The sequence below is a fragment of the Streptomyces sp. A01 genome, assembly GCF_059026195.1.
This window is the reverse complement of record NZ_JBWLKN010000007.1, coordinates 128,172-150,113: the sequence shown is the minus strand read 5'-3', so window position 1 is coordinate 150,113 and position 21,942 is coordinate 128,172. Positions and strand designations below refer to the sequence as shown.

General features: G+C 67.9%; 17 protein-coding genes and 3 tRNA genes. 2 read left to right on the top strand and 18 right to left on the bottom strand.

Going from position 1 to position 21,942, the window contains the following annotated elements; all coding sequences use genetic code 11:
• Window positions 1-60 precede the first annotated feature (60 nt).
• The 10 genes from AC5P1B_RS11710 to AC5P1B_RS11665 all read right to left on the bottom strand — a co-directional run bounded on the left by AC5P1B_RS11710 (window position 61) and on the right by AC5P1B_RS11665 (window position 13,458).
• Window positions 61-3,984, bottom strand: a complete 3,924-nt coding sequence (locus tag AC5P1B_RS11710; protein ID WP_493886781.1) for a DNA-directed RNA polymerase subunit beta' — start codon at window positions 3,982-3,984, stop codon at window positions 61-63.
• Window positions 3,985-4,081: 97 nt separating this feature from the next.
• Complete coding sequence (gene rpoB, locus AC5P1B_RS11705; RefSeq protein ID WP_493886779.1) at window positions 4,082-7,564, bottom strand: DNA-directed RNA polymerase subunit beta; 3,483 nt, start codon at window positions 7,562-7,564, stop codon at window positions 4,082-4,084.
• A gap of 567 nt (window positions 7,565-8,131) precedes the next feature.
• Window positions 8,132-8,515 (bottom strand): 50S ribosomal protein L7/L12, encoded by a 384-nt coding sequence (gene rplL / locus AC5P1B_RS11700; protein WP_493886777.1) that lies wholly within the window; start codon window positions 8,513-8,515, stop codon window positions 8,132-8,134.
• Between the two features lie 109 nt (window positions 8,516-8,624).
• Window positions 8,625-9,185, bottom strand: a complete 561-nt coding sequence (gene rplJ / locus AC5P1B_RS11695; protein WP_493886775.1) for a 50S ribosomal protein L10 — start codon at window positions 9,183-9,185, stop codon at window positions 8,625-8,627.
• Window positions 9,186-9,464: 279 nt separating this feature from the next.
• Window positions 9,465-10,373, bottom strand: a complete 909-nt coding sequence (locus tag AC5P1B_RS11690) for an SCO4651 family lipoprotein (protein WP_493886773.1) — start codon at window positions 10,371-10,373, stop codon at window positions 9,465-9,467.
• 126 nt (window positions 10,374-10,499) lie between these two features.
• The gene (rplA, locus tag AC5P1B_RS11685) at window positions 10,500-11,216 is read right to left on the bottom strand and encodes a 50S ribosomal protein L1 (protein WP_493886771.1); all 717 of its coding nucleotides are present in this window, start codon (window positions 11,214-11,216) and stop codon (window positions 10,500-10,502) included.
• 117 nt (window positions 11,217-11,333) lie between these two features.
• Window positions 11,334-11,768, bottom strand: a complete 435-nt coding sequence (rplK, locus tag AC5P1B_RS11680; RefSeq protein WP_277320571.1) for a 50S ribosomal protein L11 — start codon at window positions 11,766-11,768, stop codon at window positions 11,334-11,336.
• A 164-nt stretch (window positions 11,769-11,932) separates the two neighbouring features.
• Window positions 11,933-12,901 carry a transcription termination/antitermination protein NusG gene (gene nusG / locus AC5P1B_RS11675; RefSeq protein WP_493886769.1) on the bottom strand — a complete coding sequence of 323 codons (969 nt, stop codon included), beginning with the start codon at window positions 12,899-12,901 and terminating at the stop codon, window positions 11,933-11,935.
• Window positions 12,902-12,981: 80 nt separating this feature from the next.
• Window positions 12,982-13,272 carry a preprotein translocase subunit SecE gene (gene secE / locus AC5P1B_RS11670; protein ID WP_493886767.1) on the bottom strand — a complete coding sequence of 97 codons (291 nt, stop codon included), beginning with the start codon at window positions 13,270-13,272 and terminating at the stop codon, window positions 12,982-12,984.
• A 113-nt stretch (window positions 13,273-13,385) separates the two neighbouring features.
• A tRNA-Trp gene (locus tag AC5P1B_RS11665) sits at window positions 13,386-13,458 on the bottom strand.
• 179 nt (window positions 13,459-13,637) lie between these two features.
• Between AC5P1B_RS11665 and AC5P1B_RS11660 the strand changes: the two genes are divergently transcribed.
• Window positions 13,638-14,873: a pyridoxal phosphate-dependent aminotransferase gene (locus tag AC5P1B_RS11660; protein WP_493886765.1), complete on the top strand. Its 1,236-nt coding sequence runs from the start codon at window positions 13,638-13,640 to the stop codon at window positions 14,871-14,873.
• Between the two features lie 394 nt (window positions 14,874-15,267).
• Entirely contained in the window at window positions 15,268-16,326 is a 1,059-nt protein-coding gene (locus AC5P1B_RS11655; protein ID WP_493886763.1) for an adenosine deaminase, read from the top strand.
• 61 nt (window positions 16,327-16,387) lie between these two features.
• Here the strand turns inward: AC5P1B_RS11655 and AC5P1B_RS11650 are convergent, their stop codons facing one another.
• The 8 genes from AC5P1B_RS11650 to AC5P1B_RS11615 all read right to left on the bottom strand — a co-directional run bounded on the left by AC5P1B_RS11650 (window position 16,388) and on the right by AC5P1B_RS11615 (window position 21,675).
• A complete protein-coding gene (locus tag AC5P1B_RS11650) occupies window positions 16,388-17,467 on the bottom strand; it encodes a UDP-N-acetylmuramate dehydrogenase (protein ID WP_493886761.1) in 1,080 nt (359 codons plus the stop codon).
• Window positions 17,468-17,601: 134 nt separating this feature from the next.
• The gene (locus tag AC5P1B_RS11645) at window positions 17,602-19,035 is read right to left on the bottom strand and encodes a DHA2 family efflux MFS transporter permease subunit (RefSeq protein ID WP_493886759.1); all 1,434 of its coding nucleotides are present in this window, start codon (window positions 19,033-19,035) and stop codon (window positions 17,602-17,604) included.
• Window positions 19,036-19,351: 316 nt separating this feature from the next.
• Window positions 19,352-19,981 carry a TetR/AcrR family transcriptional regulator gene (locus tag AC5P1B_RS11640; protein WP_493886757.1) on the bottom strand — a complete coding sequence of 210 codons (630 nt, stop codon included), beginning with the start codon at window positions 19,979-19,981 and terminating at the stop codon, window positions 19,352-19,354.
• Between the two features lie 230 nt (window positions 19,982-20,211).
• A complete protein-coding gene (locus AC5P1B_RS11635) occupies window positions 20,212-20,646 on the bottom strand; it encodes a MaoC family dehydratase (RefSeq protein ID WP_493886755.1) in 435 nt (144 codons plus the stop codon).
• A gap of 5 nt (window positions 20,647-20,651) precedes the next feature.
• The gene (locus tag AC5P1B_RS11630; RefSeq protein ID WP_493886753.1) at window positions 20,652-21,104 is read right to left on the bottom strand and encodes an FAS1-like dehydratase domain-containing protein; all 453 of its coding nucleotides are present in this window, start codon (window positions 21,102-21,104) and stop codon (window positions 20,652-20,654) included.
• A 91-nt stretch (window positions 21,105-21,195) separates the two neighbouring features.
• Complete coding sequence (gene rpmG, locus AC5P1B_RS11625) at window positions 21,196-21,360, bottom strand: 50S ribosomal protein L33 (RefSeq protein WP_158989327.1); 165 nt, start codon at window positions 21,358-21,360, stop codon at window positions 21,196-21,198.
• A 114-nt stretch (window positions 21,361-21,474) separates the two neighbouring features.
• Window positions 21,475-21,547 (bottom strand) — tRNA-Met (locus AC5P1B_RS11620).
• Between the two features lie 55 nt (window positions 21,548-21,602).
• Window positions 21,603-21,675 (bottom strand) — tRNA-Thr (locus AC5P1B_RS11615).
• Window positions 21,676-21,942 lie beyond the last annotated feature (267 nt).

Here is a 21,942-nt window from a genome sequence, read left to right as displayed (position 1 = left end):
GATGACCGCCCTGCGGTTTCGCCTGTCACCCGGCCGGATTGGGCCCGGCCGGGCTGGTGGCTACTGGTTGTACGGACCGTAGTCGTAGTCCTCCAGCGGCACGGCCTGACCCGATCCCGTCCCGAAGGGCGAGTAGTCGATGTCGTCGTAGCCGACGGCCGAGTACATCGCGGCCTTGGCTTCCTCGGTCGGCTCCACCCGGATGTTGCGGTAGCGGGACAGGCCCGTACCGGCCGGGATGAGCTTGCCGATGATGACGTTCTCCTTGAGGCCGATCAGGGAGTCCGACTTGGCGTTGATCGCCGCGTCGGTGAGCACCCGGGTCGTCTCCTGGAAGGACGCCGCCGACAGCCACGACTCGGTCGCCAGCGAGGCCTTGGTGATACCCATCAGCTGCGGACGGCCGGAGGCCGGCTGTCCCGCTTCCTGGACCACACGACGGTTCTCACCCTCGAAGCGCGTGCGCTCCACGAGCTCGCCCGGCAGCAGCTCCGCGTCGCCGGACTCGATGATCGTCACTCGGCGCAGCATCTGCCGGATGATGATCTCGATGTGCTTGTCGTGGATCGACACACCCTGCGAGTTGTAGACCTTCTGGACCTCGCCGACCAGGTGCACCTGCACGGCGCGCTGGCCGAGAATACGCAGCACGTCGTGCGGGTTGATGGCACCCAGCGTCAGGGGCTGGCCGACCTCGACGTGGTCGCCCTCGCCCACCAGCAGACGGGCTCGCTTGGAGACACCGAACGCGGTCTCCTCGGAGCCGTCGTCCGGAGTGACGACGAGCTTCTTGGTCTTCTCGGTCTCCTCGATGCGGACACGGCCCGCGGCCTCGGAGATCGGCGCGACACCCTTCGGCGTACGAGCCTCGAAGAGCTCGACGACACGCGGCAGACCCTGTGTGATGTCGTCACCGGCCACACCACCGGTGTGGAAGGTACGCATCGTCAGCTGGGTGCCGGGCTCACCGATGGACTGGGCCGCGATGATGCCCACGGCCTCGCCGATGTCCACGAGCTTGCCGGTCGCCAGCGAGCGGCCGTAGCAGAAGGCGCAGGTGCCGACGGCGGACTCGCAGGTGAGGACCGAGCGGGTCTTGACCGTCTGCACGCCGTGCTTGACGAGCTGGTCGATGAGGACATCGCCCAGGTCGACGTTGGCCGGCGCGATGACCTTGCCGTCCACGACGACGTCCTCGGCGAGCATCCGCGCGTACACGCTGGTCTCGACGTCGTCCGTCTTGCGCAGCACACCGTCCGCGCCCTTGGTCGCGATGGCGAGCTTCAGGCCGCGCTCGGTGCCGCAGTCCTCCTCGCGGATGATCACGTCCTGCGAGACGTCCACCAGACGACGGGTCAGGTAACCCGAGTCGGCGGTACGCAGGGCGGTGTCCGCGAGGCCCTTACGGGCACCGTGGGTGGCGATGAAGTACTCCAGCACGGAGAGACCATCACGGTAGGACGCCTTGATCGGCCGCGAGATGGTTTCGTTCTTCGCGTTGGACACCAGACCACGCATACCGGCGATCTGACGCATCTGCATCATGTTTCCTCGCGCGCCGGACTCGATCATGATGAAGATCGGGTTGGTGCGCGGGAAGTTCCGCTGCATGGCCTCGGAGACCTCGTTGGTCGCCTTGTTCCAGATGACCACCAGTTCCTGGTGGCGCTCGTCACGCGTGATGAGACCGCGCTCGAACTGCTTCTGGACGTGCAGCGCCTTGTTCTCGTACTCGTCGAGGATCGCCGGCTTCTCGGGCGGGCCGAGAATGTCGGAGAACGCGACGGTCACGCCGGAACGGGTCGCCCAGTGGAAGCCCGCCGCCTTCAGGTTGTCGAGCGTCGCCGCCACGATGACCTTGGGGTAGCGCTCGGCCAGGTCGTTGACGATCTCGGAGAGCTGCTTCTTGCTCACCGAGTAGTCGACGAACGGGTAGTCCTCGGGCAGCAGCTCGTTGAAGAGCGCGCGGCCCAGCGAGGTGGTCAGCCGGAAGGAGTCACCAGGCTGGTACGGCCGCGCGGCGGAGCCGCTGGTGTCGCTGTCGCCCTCGACCGGCTCCGGAGGAGTCCAGCCGCGCGGCGGGATGGTGCCGACCGGGAAGCGGATGTCGACCTTCGCCTGGAGCGACAGCTCCCGGTTGTCGAACGCCATGATCGCTTCGGCGGTCGAGCCGAAGGACCGGCCCTCGCCGATGACCTTGCGCTCCGCCTCGTCCGTGGTGAGGAAGAACAGACCCAGTACCATGTCCTGGGTCGGCATGGTCACCGGACGGCCGTCGGCCGGCTTGAGGATGTTGTTCGAGGACAGCATCAGGATGCGGGCCTCGGCCTGCGCCTCCGCGGACAGCGGAAGGTGCACGGCCATCTGGTCACCGTCGAAGTCCGCGTTGAACGCGGTGCAGACGAGCGGGTGGATCTGAATGGCCTTGCCTTCGACCAGCTGCGGCTCGAAGGCCTGGATGCCCAGGCGGTGCAGGGTCGGCGCACGGTTCAGCAGCACCGGGTGCTCGGCGATGACCTCTTCGAGCACGTCGTACACGACCGTACGGCCGCGCTCGACCATGCGCTTCGCCGACTTGATGTTCTGCGCGTGGTTGAGGTCAACCAGGCGCTTCATCACGAACGGCTTGAAGAGCTCCAGCGCCATGGCCTTCGGCAGACCGCACTGGTGCAGCTTGAGCTGCGGGCCGACGACGATGACGGAACGGGCCGAGTAGTCGACTCGCTTGCCGAGCAGGTTCTGCCGGAAACGGCCCTGCTTGCCCTTGAGCATGTCGCTCAGGGACTTCAGCGGGCGGTTGCCCGGGCCGGTGACCGGACGGCCGCGGCGGCCGTTGTCGAACAGCGCGTCGACGGCCTCCTGGAGCATCCGCTTCTCGTTGTTCACGATGATCTCGGGGGCACCGAGGTCAAGGAGACGCTTGAGGCGGTTGTTCCGGTTGATCACGCGGCGGTACAGGTCGTTCAGGTCGGAGGTCGCGAAGCGGCCACCGTCCAGCTGCACCATCGGACGCAGGTCCGGCGGGATGACCGGGACGCAGTCCAGCACCATGCCGTTGGGGCTGTTGCGGGTCTGCAGGAACGCGGAGACGACCTTGAGGCGCTTGAGCGCACGGGTCTTCTTCTGGCCCTTGCCGGTCCGGATGATCTCGCGCAGCCGCTCGGCCTCTTCGTCGAGGTCGAAGGACTCAAGGCGCTTCTGCAGCGCGGCGGCGCCCATGCCACCCATGAAGTACGTGCCGAAGCGGTCACGCAGCTCGCGGTAGAGCAGCTCGTCGCCCTCAAGGTCCTGGACCTTGAGGTTCTTGAAGCGGCTCCACACCTCGTCGAGGCGGTCGATCTCGCGCTGAGCGCGGTCGCGCAGCTGCTTCATCTCCCGCTCGGCGCCTTCGCGCACCTTGCGGCGCACGTCGGCCTTGGCACCCTCGGCCTCAAGCTCGGCCAGGTCGGTCTCAAGCTTCTTGGCGCGGGCCTCAAGGTCGGCGTCACGGCGCTGCTCGACCTGCTGGCGCTCGACGGAGACGTGCGCCTCCAGCGACGGCAGATCGCGCGTGCGGCGCTCTTCGTCCACCCACGTGATCATGTACGCGGCGAAGTAGATGACCTTCTCAAGGTCCTTCGGCGCGAGGTCGAGCAGGTAGCCGAGGCGCGACGGGACGCCCTTGAAGTACCAGATGTGCGTGACGGGGGCGGCCAGCTCGATGTGGCCCATACGCTCACGGCGCACCTTGGCGCGAGTGACCTCGACGCCGCAGCGCTCACAGATGATGCCCTTGAACCGGACGCGCTTGTACTTGCCGCAGTAGCACTCCCAGTCCCGGGTCGGACCGAAGATCTTCTCGCAGAAGAGCCCGTCCTTTTCCGGCTTGAGCGTGCGGTAGTTGATGGTCTCCGGCTTCTTGACCTCGCCGTGAGACCACTGTCGAATGTCGTCCGCGGTGGCCAGGCCGATCCGCAGCTCGTCGAAGAAGTTGACGTCGAGCACTTGTCGTCAATCCCTCTTTCAGGGTCGTGTCTCAATCATGGTCTGACTGGGTCCGGGGAGAGCCGGGGGAGCCGTTACGGCTCCCCCGGCCAACCCGTCAGACCTCTTCGACGCTGCTCGGCTCCCGCCGGGACAGGTCGATACCGAGCTCCTCCGCCGCGCGGAAGACATCTTCGTCAGTGTCACGCATCTCGATGGACATGCCGTCCGAGGACAGCACCTCCACGTTGAGGCACAGGGACTGCATCTCCTTGATGAGCACCTTGAAGGACTCAGGGATGCCGGGCTCAGGGATGTTCTCGCCCTTGACGATCGCCTCGTAGACCTTCACGCGACCGGTCACGTCGTCAGACTTGATGGTCAGCAGCTCCTGGAGGGCGTACGCGGCGCCATAAGCCTCAAGCGCCCACACCTCCATCTCACCGAAGCGCTGGCCACCGAACTGAGCCTTACCACCCAGCGGCTGCTGGGTGATCATCGAGTACGGGCCGGTGGAACGCGCGTGCAGCTTGTCGTCCACCAGGTGGTGCAGCTTGAGGATGTACATGTACCCGACCGAGATCGGGTCCGGGAACGGCTCGCCGGAGCGGCCGTCGAACATCCGGGCCTTGCCGGACGGCTGCACCATGCGCTCGCCGTCGCGGTTGGGGGTGGCGGCGTTGAAGAGACCGGCGATCTCGTCCTCGCGGGCACCGTCGAAGACCGGGGTCGCGACGTTGGTGCCGGCGAGAACCTCGTCGGCGCCGATCGCCTGGAGCCGCTTCATCCAGTCCGCGTCACCGTCGACCTTCCAGCCCTGGGAGGCCAGCCAGCCGAGGTGGATCTCCAGGACCTGCCCCGGGTTCATTCGGGACGGGACACCCAGCGGGTTGAGGATGATGTCGACCGGGGTGCCGTCCTCCATGAACGGCATGTCCTCGACCGGCAGGATCTTCGAGATGACGCCCTTGTTGCCGTGGCGTCCGGCGAGCTTGTCGCCGTCGGTGATCTTGCGCTTCTGGGCGACGTAGACGCGGACCAGCTGATTCACGCCGGGCGGCAGCTCGTCGCCCTCCTCGCGGTCGAAGACGCGGACGCCGATGACCTTGCCGATCTCGCCGTGCGGGACCTTCAGCGAGGTGTCGCGGACCTCACGGGCCTTCTCACCGAAGATCGCCCGCAGCAGGCGCTCCTCCGGGGTCAGCTCGGTCTCACCCTTGGGCGTGACCTTGCCGACGAGGATGTCACCGGCGACGACCTCGGCACCGATCCGGATGATGCCGCGCTCGTCGAGGTCGGCGAGGACCTCCTCGGAGACGTTCGGGATGTCCCGGGTGATCTCCTCCGGGCCCAGCTTGGTGTCACGGGCGTCGACCTCGTGCTCCTCGATGTGAATCGAGGAGAGGACGTCGTCCTGCACCAGACGCTGGCTGAGGATGATCGCGTCTTCGTAGTTGTGGCCCTCCCACGGCATGAACGCCACGAGGAGGTTCTTGCCGAGCGCCATCTCCCCCTCGTCGGTGGAGGGACCGTCGGCGAGCACCTGGCCGGTGACCACGCGGGCGCCCTCGTCCACGACGACCTTCTGGTTGAAGGAGGTGCCCTGGTTGGAGCGGGAGAACTTGGCTACGCGGTACGTGTTGTACGTGCCGTCGTCGTTGGCCACCGTGACGTAGTCGGCGGAGACCTCCTGGACGACACCGTCCTTCTCGGCCTTGATGACGTCACCGGCGTCGACCGCGCAGCGGTACTCCATGCCGGTGCCGACCAGCGGCGCCTCCGCCTTGATGAGCGGCACGGCCTGGCGCATCATGTTCGATCCCATGAGCGCGCGGTTGGCGTCGTCGTGCTCAAGGAAGGGGATCATCGCCGTCGCGACCGACACCATCTGGCGCGGCGAGACGTCCATGTAGTCGACCTCGGTGCCGGGGATGTAGTCGACCTCGCCGCCACGACGGCGGACGAGGACGCGCTCCTCGGCATAGGTGTTGTCATCCGCCAGCGGGGCGTTCGCCTGGGCGATGACGAAGCGGTCTTCCTCGTCGGCCGTGAGGAAGTCCACCTGGTCGGTGACGACGCCGCCCGTGACCTTGCGGTACGGGGTCTCGACGAAACCGAAGGCGTTGACCCGGCCGTACGAGGCGAGCGAGCCGATCAGACCGATGTTCGGTCCTTCCGGCGTCTCGATCGGGCACATGCGCCCGTAGTGCGACGGGTGAACGTCACGGACCTCGAAGCCCGCCCGCTCACGGCTCAGACCACCCGGGCCGAGCGCAGACAGGCGGCGCTTGTGGGTCAGACCCGACAGCGGGTTCGTCTGGTCCATGAACTGGGACAGCTGGCTGGTGCCGAAGAACTCCTTGATGGAGGCGACGACCGGCCGGATGTTGATCAGGGTCTGCGGCGTGATCGCCTCGACGTCCTGGGTCGTCATCCGCTCACGGACGACGCGCTCCATCCGCGCCAGGCCCGTACGGACCTGGTTCTGGATGAGCTCGCCGACGTTGCGCAGACGACGGTTGCCGAAGTGGTCGATGTCGTCGGTCTCGACGACGATCGACGTGCCGTTCTCGCCGACCGTCTCGGTCTCGCCCGCGTGGAGCTTGACCAGGTACTTGATCGTCGCGATGACGTCGTCGCTGGTGAGCACACCGGCGTCGAGCGGCTGGTCGGCCCCGAGCTTCTTGTTGACCTTGTAGCGGCCGACCTTGGCGAGGTCGTAGCGCTTCGGGTTGAAGTACAGGTTCTCCAGCAGCGTCTGCGCGGCCTCACGCGTCGGCGGCTCGCCCGGGCGCAGCTTGCGGTAGATGTCGAGCAGCGCGTCGTCCTGGCCCTGGGTGTGGTCCTTCTCCAGGGTGGCGCGCATCGACTCGTACTCGCCGAACTCCTCAAGGATCTGCTCGGTGGTCCACCCGAGCGCCTTGAGCAGGACGGTGACGGACTGCTTGCGCTTGCGGTCGATGCGGACACCGACCATGTCGCGCTTGTCGACCTCCATCTCCAGCCAGGCACCCCGGGACGGGATGATCTTGGCGGTGAAGATGTCCTTGTCGGAGGTCTTGTCGATCTGGCTGTCGAAGTAGACGCCCGGCGAGCGGACCAGCTGCGAGACAACGACACGCTCGGTGCCGTTGATGCAGAAGGTGCCCTTGTTGGTCATGAGCGGGAAATCGCCCATGAAGACCGTCTGAGACTTGATCTCGCCGGTCTCGTTGTTGGTGAACTCGGCAGTGACGAAGAGCGGAGCCGCGTACGTGAAGTCGCGCTCCTTGCACTCGTCGATGGAGTTCTTGGGCGGCTCGAAGCGGTGGTCACGGAACGTCAGCGACATCGACCCAGAGAAGTCTTCGATCGGAGAGATCTCCTCGAAGATCTCCTCCAGACCGGACTTGGTGGGGACGTCCTGCCCACTCTCCAGCGCGGCCTCGACGCGAGCCTTCCAGGCGGCATTGCCGAGCAGCCAGTCGAAGCTTTCGGTCTGCAGCGCGAGGAGGTTCGGAACCCCGAGGGGCTCCTTGATCTTCGCAAAAGAGATGCGCAGCGGGGCAGTGCTGTCGCCGTGATTCGTATTGGCAGTCGAGGCGTTGCGCGAGGCGGCCAAGAGGGGGTCCTTCCGAGGGCTCGGACTCACTACGCGCATACCGGTCCCATACGGAGCACACGGAGGGAAATCCCTGGTCAGGGTGTTTCATTCAGAGTGCTCACGTGCGGGCATGCCCCTGGTGACGGGCAGGGGGCAGCTAACAGGCAGCGCAAAGGGTCAGTGTAGCCATTTGGCACACTGATGTCCAGAGCGGATTTCCGGAGACTGGCAGCGCCAACCTCTCCCTCCGGGAGGGGTCTCCCCCTCGTTGTCTTCCAATGCCTCTTCAACGCCTGCGGCAAGGCTTCCCGCTTTGCGCTCGATCCATGCCTCAGACCGTGGACCGGTCTGCCCTCGCGTCCTGAGAATTGCGCGCCACGTGCCGTTCGTCAAGGGCCATCCGCGCGGCGAGATTGTCACAGGGTGTGCTCGCGGGCAACGAAGATCACCATACCTGCCGTGACCGACAAGACAAGGCACCCGGTGCGGGAACGCTCCAGGGCGACCACCCTTACGGGTGATCGCCCTGGAGACAGCTGAGTCAGGTGACTCACGCCACGCGCCGTGAGGCGCGTGAGCGGTTACTTACTTGACCTCGACCGAGGCGCCAGCGGCCTTGAGGGACTCGGCAGCCTTCTCCGCGTCCTCCTTCTTGACCTTCTCAAGGACCGGCTTCGGGGTGCCGTCGACGAGGTCCTTGGCCTCCTTCAGGCCCAGCGAGGTCAGCTCACGCACGACCTTGATGACCTGGATCTTCTTCTCGCCGGCGCCGGTGAGGATGACGTCGAACTCGTCCTGCTCCTCGACGGCCTCGGCGACGGCAGCGCCACCGCCGGCGGCGACAGCGGCGACCGGGGCGGCAGCCTCGACGTCGAACTTGTCCTCGAAGGCCTTCACGAACTCGGAGAGCTCGATGAGGGTCATGCCGCTGAACTGCTCAAGCAGCTCGTCCTGGGTGAGCTTCGCCATGATGGCGTCCTTCCACTAATTCGGCAGGTGCCGGATGTACATTTCGGCGGGCGTATGCCTTGCCCGCTGCGACCGTGACGGACGCGAGTGGTACGAGCGCGGGGCTCGACTACTCGGCGGCCTCGGCCTCGGCGGGAGCCGGCGTACCGGCACCGCCCTGCTCGACCTTGTCGCGAAGGGCGTCCGCAGTGCGGACGAACTTCGTGAGGGGGGCCTGGAAGGTCGCCGCGGCCTTGGCCATGGACGCCTTCATTCCGCCTGCCAGCTTGGCGAGCAGCACCTCGCGGGACTCCAGGTCCGCAAGCTTCTTGAACTCGTCGGCGGACAGCGCCTTGCCATCAAGGACACCGCCCTTGATGACGAGGTTCGGGTTCTCCTTGGAGAAGTCACGAAGACCCTTCGCCGACTCCACCGGGTCTCCGGTGACGAAGGCGACCGCCGTCGGACCCGTGAACAGGTCGTCCAGCGTGCTGATCCCGGCCTCGTTGGCCGCGATCTTGGTCAGCGTGTTCTTCACCACGGCGTACTGGGCGTTCTCACCGAGCGAACGACGCAGCTCCTTGAGCTGCGCCACGGTGAGACCGCGGTACTCAGTCAGCACGGCGGCGTTCGAGCTGCGGAACTTGTCCGTCAGCTCAGCAACCGCTCCAGCCTTATCGGGCCTCGCCATGAGCCTCGGCCTCCTTCCGGGTGATTCGGACCGCGTAGACGTGAAGGGACCTGGGCAAAACGAAAACGCCCCGGCGCAGGCGCACGGGGCGTGACTCGACCGAGAGGACATCGTCCACTCGGGAGTTCAACCACAGTCACCTGCGCAGGTCGCCCGCATCTAGCGGGTCCTTCGGCCACCGAGTCTCTGACGAGACACAGCAACGACCAGCGGTCTTTGGCTTCTGTGGAAGAGTACGTGAACGGAACACGGCAAGGCAAATCGCCGTACTGGCCGCCGTTACCGGCCCTGCTGGGCCATCGCGTCCTCGAAGTTCATGGTGTCCGAGACCGGCGGCTCTTCGACGGAGACCTCGGTGCCGTAGTCCGTGTAGAACACCGTCGAGTCCATGGAGCCCTTGCTGGTGTCGGCCTGCTCGCGCTTCTTGACCAGCAGGTCCTCGCCGTCGATCCACAGATCGATGGTCTCGGTCTCCATGCCGGCCTGCTGAAGCTGCTGCTGGAGGTCGGAGAGGTCCTGCTTGGTCAGGTCCTTGGACTGCATCTCGGCGAGCTCCGAGACGTTCACGGTGCCCGTGTAGTGCGTGGTCCGCGCCCCGCGCACGTTCTCCGTGCCGACCTCGCGCACCTTGCCGGTGGCGATGAGCACCTGCACGGCGCGCGCCGGGTCGGTGTTCTGCATCTGGTCCTTGAAGAACTTGCCCGACGGCCCCGCCTTCTCGGCGAGCACGTCGTAGTCGTACTTCATCCAGTGCTTGCCACCGGACTCGGGCGCCCGGGCGAACTCGTCGCCCAGGTTCATGAACATCGCGTCCGGCGTGTACCGGGCCTTCATCGCCTTGCCGTCCAGCGGTGTCCCCTGAGCCGCGCCACCGTGCTGGGTGATGGTCAGCTCGGCCCGCATGCCGTCCGACCAGTCCATGGCGCCGTTCAGCGTGGACCGCGTGCCCGCGTTCTGCGTGTCGCCATCGACCTTGGCCGAGTGCTGCTGGTCCGTGCGCTTGGAGGCTGTCTGGAGCGCCGCGAGGGCGTCCGCCTTGGGAGCCGGCTTGTCGCCGCCGACCTTGTCCCCGCCCTTGCCGTCCCCGGAGTCACTGCCGCACGCGGCCAGTCCGGCCATGAGCACGAGGCTGCCGGCCGCCGCCACTGCACGGACGCCGATCCGGGCTCCACTACGACCACTACGCACGAGTCCCCCTCTTTATCTTCGCTTTACCACTTCACAGGAGAGTAGCCGAGCGGGACACGCCGGGACGCGCGAACCCCGCACCTCAAAAGAGATGCGGGGTCCGTGTACACGCTGCGACGCCTTACATCAGACGGCGTCGTCCTCAACGAGGAAGTTGCGGGTGCGGTTGGAGTCCAGCGGGATGCTGGGACCCATGGTGCTCGTCACCGTGGCCTTCTTGATGTAGCGGCCCTTGGCGGCGGACGGCTTCAGACGGAGGATCTCCTCCAGCGCGGCCGCGTAGTTCTCGACGAGCTGCTCCTCACCGAACGACACCTTGCCGATGATGAAGTGCAGGTTCGAGTGCTTGTCGACGCGGAACTCGATCTTGCCACCCTTGATCTCGGTGACAGCCTTGGCGACGTCCGGGGTCACGGTGCCCGTCTTCGGGTTCGGCATCAGACCACGCGGACCGAGCACGCGGCCGAGGCGGCCGACCTTGCCCATGAGGTCCGGGGTGGCGACGACGGCGTCGAAGTCGAGACGGCCCTTGGAGACCTCGTCGATGAGCTCGTCGGAGCCGACGATGTCGGCGCCCGCGGCTTCCGCGGCCGCAGCACGGTCACCGGTCGCGAAGACCAGGACCCGGGCGGTCTTGCCGGTGCCGTGCGGCAGGTTCACGGTGCCGCGGACCATCTGGTCGGCCTTGCGCGGGTCAACGCCCAGACGCATGGCGACCTCGACAGTCGCGTCGAACTTCGTGGTGGTGGTGTCCTTGGCGAGACGGATGGCCTCCAGGGGCGCGTACACGCGCTCCTGGTCGATCTTCGCGTCCGCGCTGCGGAGAGACTTGCTGCGCTTCACTGCTGCTCCTGGTAGTCGCACTCACGGCTGCCGCCGCGAGTCAGGGATGGAGTCGTGGTCCGGGCCAGCGCTTGGCCCTGCCACTGAGGGGGCTGACGCCCCAGGACGTGGGGGGTTTCAGCCCTCGACCGTGACACCCATGGAACGGGCGGTGCCGGCGATGATCTTCTCGGCGGCGTCCAGGTCATTCGCGTTCAGGTCGGGCATCTTGGTCGTGGCGATGTCACGGACCTGGTCACGGGTGATCTTGGCGACCTTGGTCTTGTGCGGCTCGCCAGAGCCCTTGTCCACACCAGCGGCCTTGAGGATCAGCTTGGCGGCCGGCGGAGTCTTCGTGATGAAGGTGAAGGAACGGTCTTCGTAGACCGTGATCTCCACCGGCACGACCATGCCACGCTGCGACTCGGTCGCGGCGTTGTAGGCCTTGCAGAACTCCATGATGTTGACGCCGTGCTGGCCCAGCGCGGGACCGACGGGCGGAGCCGGGTTAGCGGCACCAGCCTGGATCTGGAGCTTGATCAGCCCCGTGACCTTCTTCTTCTTGGGAGGCATGCTCTCTCCGGGTCTTAGTGAGAGGTTTTCGCCTAGCATCCGGTCATCCGGATGCAGGCATACCGCACAACGATAACGGGTATAGCTGTGCGGCCAAAAACCGAGCAGGTCAGAGTGGCCGCGAGGGCCGCTCTGACCTGATCGGTAGCGCGTGGTCCAGAGAGCTAGTTCTTCTGGATCTGGTCGAAGCTCAGCTCGACCGGGGTCTCGCGGCCGAAGATCTCGACGAGGCCCTTGACCTTCTTCGAGTCGGCGTTGATCTCGTTGATCGTCGCCTGGAGCGTCGCGAACGGGCCGTCGGTGACCGTGACCGAGTCGCCGACCTCGAAGTCCAGCACCTGGACCTCGACCTTGCGGCTCGGCGCCGGGAGGCCGGACTCGGCGGCCGCTGCCTTGGCGGCGGCCTCCTCGGCCTCGGGGGCGAGCATCTTGACGATCTCGTCCAGGGTCAGCGGGTACGGGTCGTAGGCGTTGCCCACGAAGCCGGTGACGCCCGGGGTGTTACGGACGACGCCCCAGGACTCGTTCGTCAGGTCCATGCGCACCAGCACGTAGCCGGGGAGCTTGTTCTGGCGGACGGTGCGGCGGTCGCCGTTCTTGATCTGGACGACCTCTTCCTGCGGCACCTCGGCAGCGAAGATGTAGTCCTCGACGTTCAGCGACACGGCGCGCTGCTCAAGGTTGGTCTTCACGCGGTTCTCGTAACCCGCGTAGGTGTGGATGACGTACCACTCACCGGGAAGCCTGCGCAGTTCCTCGCGCAGCGCCTCGACCGGGTCCACCGGAGCCGCGACCTCGGCCGCCTCGGCGTCGTCACCCTCGCCGGCCTCGGCCTCTCCCGCTTCTTCGGCGTCCTCGTCGGCAGCGGCCTCGGCGTCAGCCGCCTCAGCGGCGTCGCCGGTCTCCGCCTCGGCGTCCGCCTCGTCCTCGGCCTGCACGGCTGCTTCCTCGGCGGGCTCGCCCGCCTCGGTGTCAGCGGCCTCTGCCTGGTCAGCCTCGTCAGCCGCCTCGACGATGTCGAGCACAGCGCCCTCGTCGACCGCCTCCGGCGCAACTCCGGCCGGGTCGGCCGTCGCCGCAGCCTCTTCGCCCTCGCCGGGCTCGATGGCGTCGTTCAGGTTCGGGTCAGACACGGTGGCTGCTTCTTCCTGGCTTAATGGAGGTGGAACGTGCGAAGGGCCGACCACACGTGAGCGCGGGGCCCTACGCGGGATCAGCCGAAGACGTACTTGACGGCTTCGTTAAGCCCATAGTCAATCACGGTAACAAGACCGATCATGATGACCACGAAGACGATCACGACAGTCGTGTACGTCGAGAGCTGGTTACGCGAAGGCCAGACGACCTTCCGCAGCTCCGCCACGATCTGGCGGTAGAACAGCGCGAGGCGGCCGAAGGGCCCCTTCTTCCCGCGCTTGCCACCACGACGGCCCCGCTGGGCCGTCTCATCGTCTTCGGGACGACCGCTTTCAGGCGTCGCGGTGGAGCCAATGGCTTCCGTCACTCGTCCTCACCTGAATCCGGGTCGTGGCCGTGCCGCATCCGGCCCGGCCGCACGGCGGTGCGTTGCAATACCTGCACATGCACACATCTCCATAAAGCTGTCGATGTGTGGAGCAGGGCCGGAGGGACTTGAACCCCCAACCGCTGGTTTTGGAGACCAGTGCTCTACCAATTGAGCTACGACCCTTTGTGATCCTCAACCTACCGCATCCAAACGGCCGCGCGGAGTGCGCGGGCTGGAGCAGCCGCTGAGAGCCAACGACGCCTGAGTGTACGTGCTGAAGGGCCAGCCGTCGAACGATGAGGATCGCGGCGGACCGTGAAACCACTGTGCCACCCTTCTCCCCCGTCTGCGACGATGCAGGCATGACCGCTGCTACTCCTTCTGCGACCGCACCCACCGACCGCCGGGTATCAGCCCGCGTCGGGTCGATCTCCGAGTCCGCGACGCTCGCCGTCGACGCCAAGGCCAAGGCCCTCAAGGCCGCCGGGCGTCCGGTGATCGGCTTCGGCGCGGGTGAGCCGGATTTCCCGACGCCCGACTACATCGTCGAGGCGGCGGTGGAAGCCTGCCGTAACCCGAAGTACCACCGCTACACGCCAGCAGGCGGGCTGCCCGAGCTCAAGGCCGCCATCGCCGCGAAGACGCTGCGCGACTCCGGTTACGAGGTCCAGGCGTCCCAGGTACTGGTCACCAACGGCGGCAAGCAGGCGATCTACCAGGCGTTCGCCGCGATCCTCGACCCGGGCGACGAGGTCATCGTCCCCGCTCCGTACTGGACCACCTACCCGGAGTCGATCCGGCTCGCGGGCGGCGTGCCGGTGGACGTCGTCGCCGACGAGACGACGGGCTACCTGGTCTCGGTGGAGCAGCTGGAGGCCGCGCGGACCGAGCGCACCAAGGTCGTGCTCTTCGTGTCCCCGTCGAACCCGACCGGCGCGGTCTACCCGCGCGAGCAGGTCGAGGCGATCGGCCGCTGGGCCGCCGAGCACGGCCTGTGGGTCATGACGGACGAGATCTACGAGCACCTGGTCTACGGCGACGCCGAGTTCTCCTCGCTGCCGGTCGTGGTCCCCGAGCTGCGCGACAAGTGCGTCGTCGTCAACGGCGTGGCGAAGACGTACGCGATGACCGGCTGGCGCGTGGGCTGGGTCATCGGCCCGCAGGACGTGATCAAGGCAGCGACGAACCTCCAGTCGCACGCCACGTCCAACGTCTCCAACGTGGCGCAGGCCGCGGCGCTGGCCGCGGTCTCCGGTGACCTGGAAGCCGTCGCCGACATGCGTGCGGCGTTCGACCGCCGCCGTCAGACGATCGTGCGGATGCTCAACGAGATCGACGGCGTCGAGTGCCCCGAGCCCGAGGGCGCGTTCTACGTGTACCCGTCGGTGAAGGCGCTGCTCGGCAAGGAGATCCGGGGCAAGCGCCCGCAGTCGTCGGTGGAGCTGGCCGAGCTGATCCTGGAAGAGGCCGAGGTCGCGGTCGTACCGGGTGAGGCGTTCGGGACGCCGGGCTACGTGCGCATGTCGTACGCGCTGGGCGACGAGGACCTGGTCGAGGGCGTCTCGCGGATGCAGAAGCTCCTGGCGGAGGCGCACTGACGACCGCTGGGGCGAGCGCGCGGACACGTGCGCTGGCGGCCGCCCCTCCCCCGGCGGCCCACCTCCGGTAGCCGGGATTCCGGCGCCGGAGCAGACCGGGAGACCGGCCTTCCGCGCACCGCTTCACATCGCCTGACGCACTTGCCCGGCTGACTCTTCTTACGCGACTGACTCGACTGACTCGACGCGAACGGGCGTCCGGCGTGTGCCGGACGCCCGTTCGCGTATCCCGAGTCGGGCCCGGCGCACGCCGGGCACCAGTCAGCGGGTGCCGGGCGCCGTCCGTGTGCCCCGGCGCCTGCTCGCGCGCCCGCCGCCCGGTCACGTGTCCAGCCGCTTCACCGATCGGGGAAAGCCGCTTTCGGCGCGTCGGGCCGTACGGCAAGATCTGGGGATGTTGCACTCTTCAGCCCCGGCCACCCCCGGAGCGGCCACCGGACGGAATCTGCGGCTGCTGCCGAAGGCCCATCTGCATCTGCACTTCACCGGTTCGATGCGGCCCGGCACGCTGCTGGAACTCGCCGACAAGTACGGCGTCCACCTCCCCGAAGCCCTCACCGGCGGCACGCCGCCCCAGCTGCGGGCCACCGACGAGCGCGGCTGGTTCCGCTTCCAGCGGCTGTACGACATCGCGCGGTCGTGCCTGAGAACGCCGGAGGACATTCAGCGTCTGGTGCGCGAGGCCGCCGAGGAGGACGTGCGGGACGGGTCCCGCTGGCTGGAGATCCAGGTCGACCCCACCTCGTACGCGCCACGGCTCGGCGGGCTGATCCCGGCCCTGGAGATCATCCTCGACGCCGTCGACAGCGCCGCGCGCGAGACCGGTCTCGGCATGCGGGTGCTGGTCGCGGCGAACCGGATGAAGCACCCGCTGGACGCGCGCACCCTCGCCCGGCTCGCGGTGCGTTACGCGGACCGCGGGGTCGTCGGCTTCGGCCTCTCCAACGATGAGCGGCGCGGTTTCGCCCGCGACTTCGACCGGGCGTTCGCCATCGCCCGCGAGGGCGGTCTGCTGGCGGCTCCGCACGGCGGGGAGCTGGCCGGGCCGAGCAGCGTGCGGGACTGCCTGGACGACCTCGGCGCGCGCCGGGTGGGGCACGGCGTACGGGCCGCCGAGGACCCCCGGCTGCTGCGCAGGCTCGCCGACCGGCAGGTGACGTGCGAGGTGTGCCCGTCGTCGAATGTGGCCCTCGGCGTGTACGAGAAGCCGGAGGACGTACCGCTGCGCAAGCTCTTCGAGTCCGGCGTGCCCATGGCCCTCGGCGCGGACGACCCGCTGCTCTTCGGATCGCGGCTCGCCGCGCAGTACGAGCTGGCCCGTGAGCACCACGCCTTCACTGACCCGGAACTCGCGGAGCTGGCCCGCCAGTCCGTCCGGGGCTCAGCCGCTCCCGCGCCGATCAGGGATCAGCTGATCACGGAGATCGACGCCTGGCTGGCCGCCGACGCCTGAGCTGGGCGGGGCCCGACTCGACCCGCGCGCGATCCTGGCGCCGGGCCGGGTGGCGCGCGGCTCAGAGGCTGACGCCCACCGTCACCGGTTCGTTGACCAGCGTCACACCGAACGCCGCGTGGACTCCGGCGACCACCTCGCGGGCCAGCGCGAGCAGGTCCTCGGTGGTGGCCTCGCCCCGGTTGGTCAGGGCCAGCGTGTGCTTGGTGGAGATGCGGGCCGGGCCCCGGCCGTATCCCTTGGCGAACCCGGCCTTGTCGATCAGCCAGGCCGCGGACGTCTTGATCCGTCCCGCCCCGTCCGGGAAGGCCGGCGGGGCGACGTCCGGGCCCAGGCGCTCGGCTACCCGGGCGAGGAAGGCGGCGTGCTCGGCCTCGGTCAGGATCGGGTTGGTGAAGAACGACCCCGCCGACCACGTGTCGTGGTCCGCCGGGTCGAGCACCATGCCCTTGCCCGCGCGCAGCGCGAGCACCGACTCCCGGGCAGTGCCCACGGGAACCCGGTCGCCGGGCTCCACGCCGAGGAGGCGCGCGGTCTCGGCGTACTTGAGCGGCGCTGACAGCCCGCCCGCGTCCTCCAGCGCGAAGCGCACCCGCAGCACCACGTGGCGGCTGGGGTCCTGCTTGAAGCAACTGTGGCGGTAGGAGAAGCCGCAGTCCGCGTTGGGGATCGTCACGACCTCACCGGTGTGCCGGTCGTACGCGACGACCTCCGTGATCGTCGTGGAGACCTCCTGCCCGTACGCGCCCACGTTCTGGATCGGCGTCGCGCCCGCCGACCCCGGGATGCCCGCCAGGCACTCGATCCCGGCCAGCTCGGCCTCGACCGTGCGGGCGACGGCCGCGGACCAGTTCTCGCCCGCGGCGAGCTCCAGGTACGTGCCGCCACCGGCCTCAGGGCCCGCCGAGCGGAGCTCGAATCCCGAGGTGGCGATGCGCAGGGCGGTGCCCTCGAAGCCCTTGTCGGCGATGACCAGGTTGCTGCCGCCACCGATGATCAGCAGCGGGGTGGCCGTGGCGTCGGCCTCGCGGACGGCCGCGATCACCTCGTCATCGGTCGTGGCTGTGATCAGCCGGGTGGCGGGGCCGCCCAGCCGGAAGGTGGTCAGCGGGGCGAGGGGAGCGTTGTGGAGTTCCTGCACGGGCCCAAGAGTACGTAACCCGTTTCTCCTCCGGACAACCCGCCGAGCACCGCCAGGCCGCGAGGGCGCCGCCAGGCCGTGCGGACGGGGCGCCCGCCGCGTGCGGCGGGCGCCCCGTCCCCCTCACCATGGCGTCAGACCCCTACCGGCGTCTTCGCGGGCTCGGCGGCGGGTGGCGCCTCGGGGGCGCGCCGCCGCCGGGGCGCGAGCATGACCGCGACCGCGGCGGCGGCCAGCGCGGCCACGCCGACCCACAGCGCGGGCACCAGGCCGTCGGTGAACTCCTGCGGCGACCCGTACCCGCCTCGGGAGCTGAAGACCGAGGCCAGCACGGCGACGCCGAGCGTGCCGCCGATCTCGCGCAGCGCGTTGCTCGCGCCGGAGGCGATGCCCTGCTCAGCGGGTTGTACGGAGTTCATGACGAGGGCTGCGACAGGGGCGAAGAACAGCGCCATGCCCATTCCGCTGAGGACGAAGGGCGCGATCTGCGCCCCGTAGGAGACGTCCGGCTCGGCGACGGCGGCCAGCCAGCCGATACCGGCGGCCATCAGGGCCAGGCCGGTCGAGACGATGGCCCGGCCGTCGACGCGGTCGGAGAGGGCTCCCGCGAGGGGCGCGATGATCATGGGCATCGCGGTCCACGGCAGCATGCGCAACCCCGCTTCGAGCGGCGAGTAGCCCTGAATGAGCTGCAGGAACTGGGTGAGCAGGAAGATCGAGCCGAACATCCCCAGGTACATCAGCAAACCCGCGGCGTTGACGGTGCTGAACGCGCGGGAGCGGAACAGCCGCATCGGCAGCATCGGCGCGTCCGTACGCAGCTCCCACCGGACAAACGCGACCAGCAGGGCGCCGCCGACCGCGAAGCCGACCAGGACCGACGCACTGGTCCAGCCCTCCCCGTGCCCCCTGATCAGCGAGAACGTCACACCCAGCAGGCCGAGGCTGGCCAGCACGGTGCCGACGATGTCGAGCCGGTTGTTCGGACCGTGGCTCTCGGTGAGCCGGAGCCGGGCGAGAGGCAGGAGCGCGACGCCGACCGGCACATTCAGCCAGAAGATCCACTGCCACGAGATGTGCTCGACGACCGCACCGCCGATGAGTGGCCCGGAGGCGATGGCGAGACCGTTGACCGCGCCCCAGATGCCGTACGCCGCGCCGCGCCGTTCCTCCGGAACCGCCGCGGTCAGCAGGGTGAGGCTGAGGGGCATGAGCATCGCGGCGCCGACGCCCTGGACCGCACGGGCGGCGATCAGTTCGTTGATGCCGGGGGCGAGGGCCGCGGCGGCGGACGCCGCCGTGAAGAGCGCGATACCGGCGGTGAACACCCGGCGCCGCCCGAACCGGTCACCGAGCGCGGCGCCGAGCAGAAGCAGCACCGCGAAGGTGAGTGTGTACGCGTTGACGGTCCATTCGAGCTCTTCGAGACCACCGCCGAGCTCCTTCCCGATGTCGGGAATCGCGGTGGTGACGATGAGGTTGTCCAGCGCCGCCATGAACCCGGCGAGGCTGGTGATGACCAGTGTCCAGACGGCGGTGGCCATGGTCGGCGGCCGGTCCTCACGCATCGGAACTCCCTTGATTAGTTATCGATCACTAAGTTACGCGGAGACAGCGAGCCGCCGGCAGCCACCGGAAGGCGGCGGCGCGACGACGTGAGCGGTACGTGCCACGCGCCCCGTAACGGGCAAGGCGCGAAGCGAAGAGCAGGGACAACCACAGAACAACCACAGAACGCACGCGGAACAGCGAACCCGGAGCCGGGGGCAGGGGCGGGAAGCGTGGGGAGGCGCGCCGGGCGGTGGCGGCGGGCGAGGGCCGCACCGGCGAACCGCGGCGCCGGCGGTAGCGGCAGCGACCACCGGTCGGCCCCTCCCCCGACCGTCACGGCTCCGGCAGGTCGCCGCGGGAGCAGGCCGAGCCGGCCCCCGAACCGGCGACGGCCGCCGCGGCCTGAGTGGCCGCGGCCCTGCTGTCCTCACCGAATCCCGCCCAGCACGGGTTGTCACCGGGGACGCCGAGCATGACGAGCACGTTGATCAGCAGACCCTTGGCGAAGAAGTCCTCCGCCTCGGACTGGGTGGCGCCGCTGAGGGCGCGGACCGTGCCCCACAGCCCCTCCCAGCTCCGCCGCACATACACGGCGAGCGCGGCGTCACCCACGCTTCCGGCCGCGACGTAGAGCTGCATCTGCATGTTCAGCACGTCGCGGTCATTGATGAGTTCGGAGTACGCGGCACCCATCGCCGCCAGTGCCCCCTCGCCGCGCATCCCTTCGGCGGCCCGTTCGAACGTCTCGGTCGTCCGCGCGAAGCAGAGCTCGGCGGCGGCCTGGAAGAGGGCCATCTTGTTGGGGAAGAGCCGGAAGAGGTACGGCTGCGAGACGCCGACGCGCCGGGCGATGGTCTCGGTGGAGGTGCCGAAGTAACCACTCTTGGCGAACTCCGACATGGCGACACGGACGGCGACAGTCCGCCGCTCCTCCGCGCTCATTCGGGGTGTGGTGTTGGCCATGTCGGTAAGTTAGTACTCAATAACCAACCCGTCAAGCACGAACCGCCACCCGGAAACCCGGCGGCGGGGCTGACAGGCGCGCGAGCCCGGCGCATACGGAGAGCGACGGCGCGAGGGGCGGCCGACCGCGTCGCCGCCCCTCGTGACGCCCAGCCAGGGCCGCCCGCGCGGCTGCGATGCGGTGACCCGCCACCGCTCCCGCCGGCTACAGCTGCTGCTACGGCTACGGCTCAGGCGAGCCGGACCACGGCGCGAGACCTGCCGAGCACCTTCTGGTTGGAGCTGACCGCTATCAGATCGACCCGTACCGTACGGGCCTCGTCGTCGAGCTTGGCGCCGATCCGCGCGCTGACCTCGATCAAGGCGCCCTTGTCGTCGTTCGGCACGACGACGGGCTTGGTGAACCGCACCCCGTACTCCGCGACCGCCGCCGGATCTCCGGCCCAGTCGGTCACCACACGAGCCGCCACCGCCATCGTGAACATGCCGTGCGCGATGACATCCGGCAGGCCGACCTCGGTGGCGAACTTCTCATTCCAGTGGATCGGATTGAAGTCACCGGAGGCACCCGCGTACCGCACCAGGGTTTCGCGTGTCACCGGAAAGGTCTGGGGAGGCAGTTCCGTGCCGACCTCGACCTCGTCGTAAGAAATCTTCGCTGTCATCTGTCTCACTTCCCGTCAGCGCCACGGGCCACGAGCATGGTGCGCGCGGTCACCACGAGTTCGCCGCTCTTATCGTGCACCTCACCACGCACCACCAGGATGTCGTTACCAGCCATGGATCTGACCGACTCAATGGTGGAAGTGACCGATAGGCAATCGCCCGCGCGTACCGGGCGCACATAGGTGAAGCCCTGATCGCCATGCACCACACGGCTGTAGTCGAGGCCGAGCTGCGGGTCGTGCACCACCTGCCCCGCCGCCTTGTACGAGATGGAGAACACAAAGGTCGGCGGCGCGATCACGTCCGGATGGCCAAGCGCCCTGGCGGCCGCGGGGTCGGTATACGCCGGGTTGGTGTCACCGATCGACTCCGCGAATTCGCGAATCTTCTCCCGGCCCACCTCATAGGGCTCGGTCGGCGGATAGGCACGTCCGACGTACGACTCGTCGAGCGGCATCGCTCACACCTCCTGCGGCTGTCGTGAAGTTTGCGTGGAACGCCACGAGGCCGCTCCCAGGCTGGGAGCGGCCTCGTGAACGAGCCTGAAATTATCGCGTCTCGCGGTGCGCGGTGTGCGACTTGCAACGAGGGCAGTGCTTCTTCATCTCAAGACGGTCCGGGTTGTTACGCCGGTTCTTCTTGGTGATGTAGTTCCGCTCCTTGCACTCCACGCAGGCCAGCGTGATCTTCGGGCGGACGTCGGTGGCAGCCACGTGAGTGCTCCTTGAACGTGGGACCGGCCCAGGGGATCAGCCCACGGGACGGATGGATGAACGCAGAAAAGAGTAGCCGATCGAAGGACCGACCCCACAATCGGCTACTGTCAGTAGCGGTGACCGGACTTGAACCGGTGACACAGCGATTATGAGCCGCTTGCTCTACCGACTGAGCTACACCGCTGTGATGCATGGGGGCGCTCACCCGATTATCTCGGATGAGCATCCTCACACACCAGAGCCCCAATACGGAATCGAACCGTAGACCTTCTCCTTACCATGGAGACGCTCTGCCGACTGAGCTATTGGGGCGAGCGATGAAGACATTACACGCTCGGCCGCCGATCGTGAAATCCGTATCGGCCCTCCGCCACAGACGTCTCCGGCACCACACCAGTACGACTATTCGGCTCCTCCTCGAAGCCGCCCCGGCCGCGCCTTAGGCTCGAAGCTCATTGAGTGATCTTGGCCGAGCGCGCTCCCCCGCGCCCCGCATACGCCCCGCCTCCCGACCGAACGCAGCCCCTCCCGCCCCCTCCCACCAGCACCGCCCGTAACTGACCCATCACCGCGAAGCCA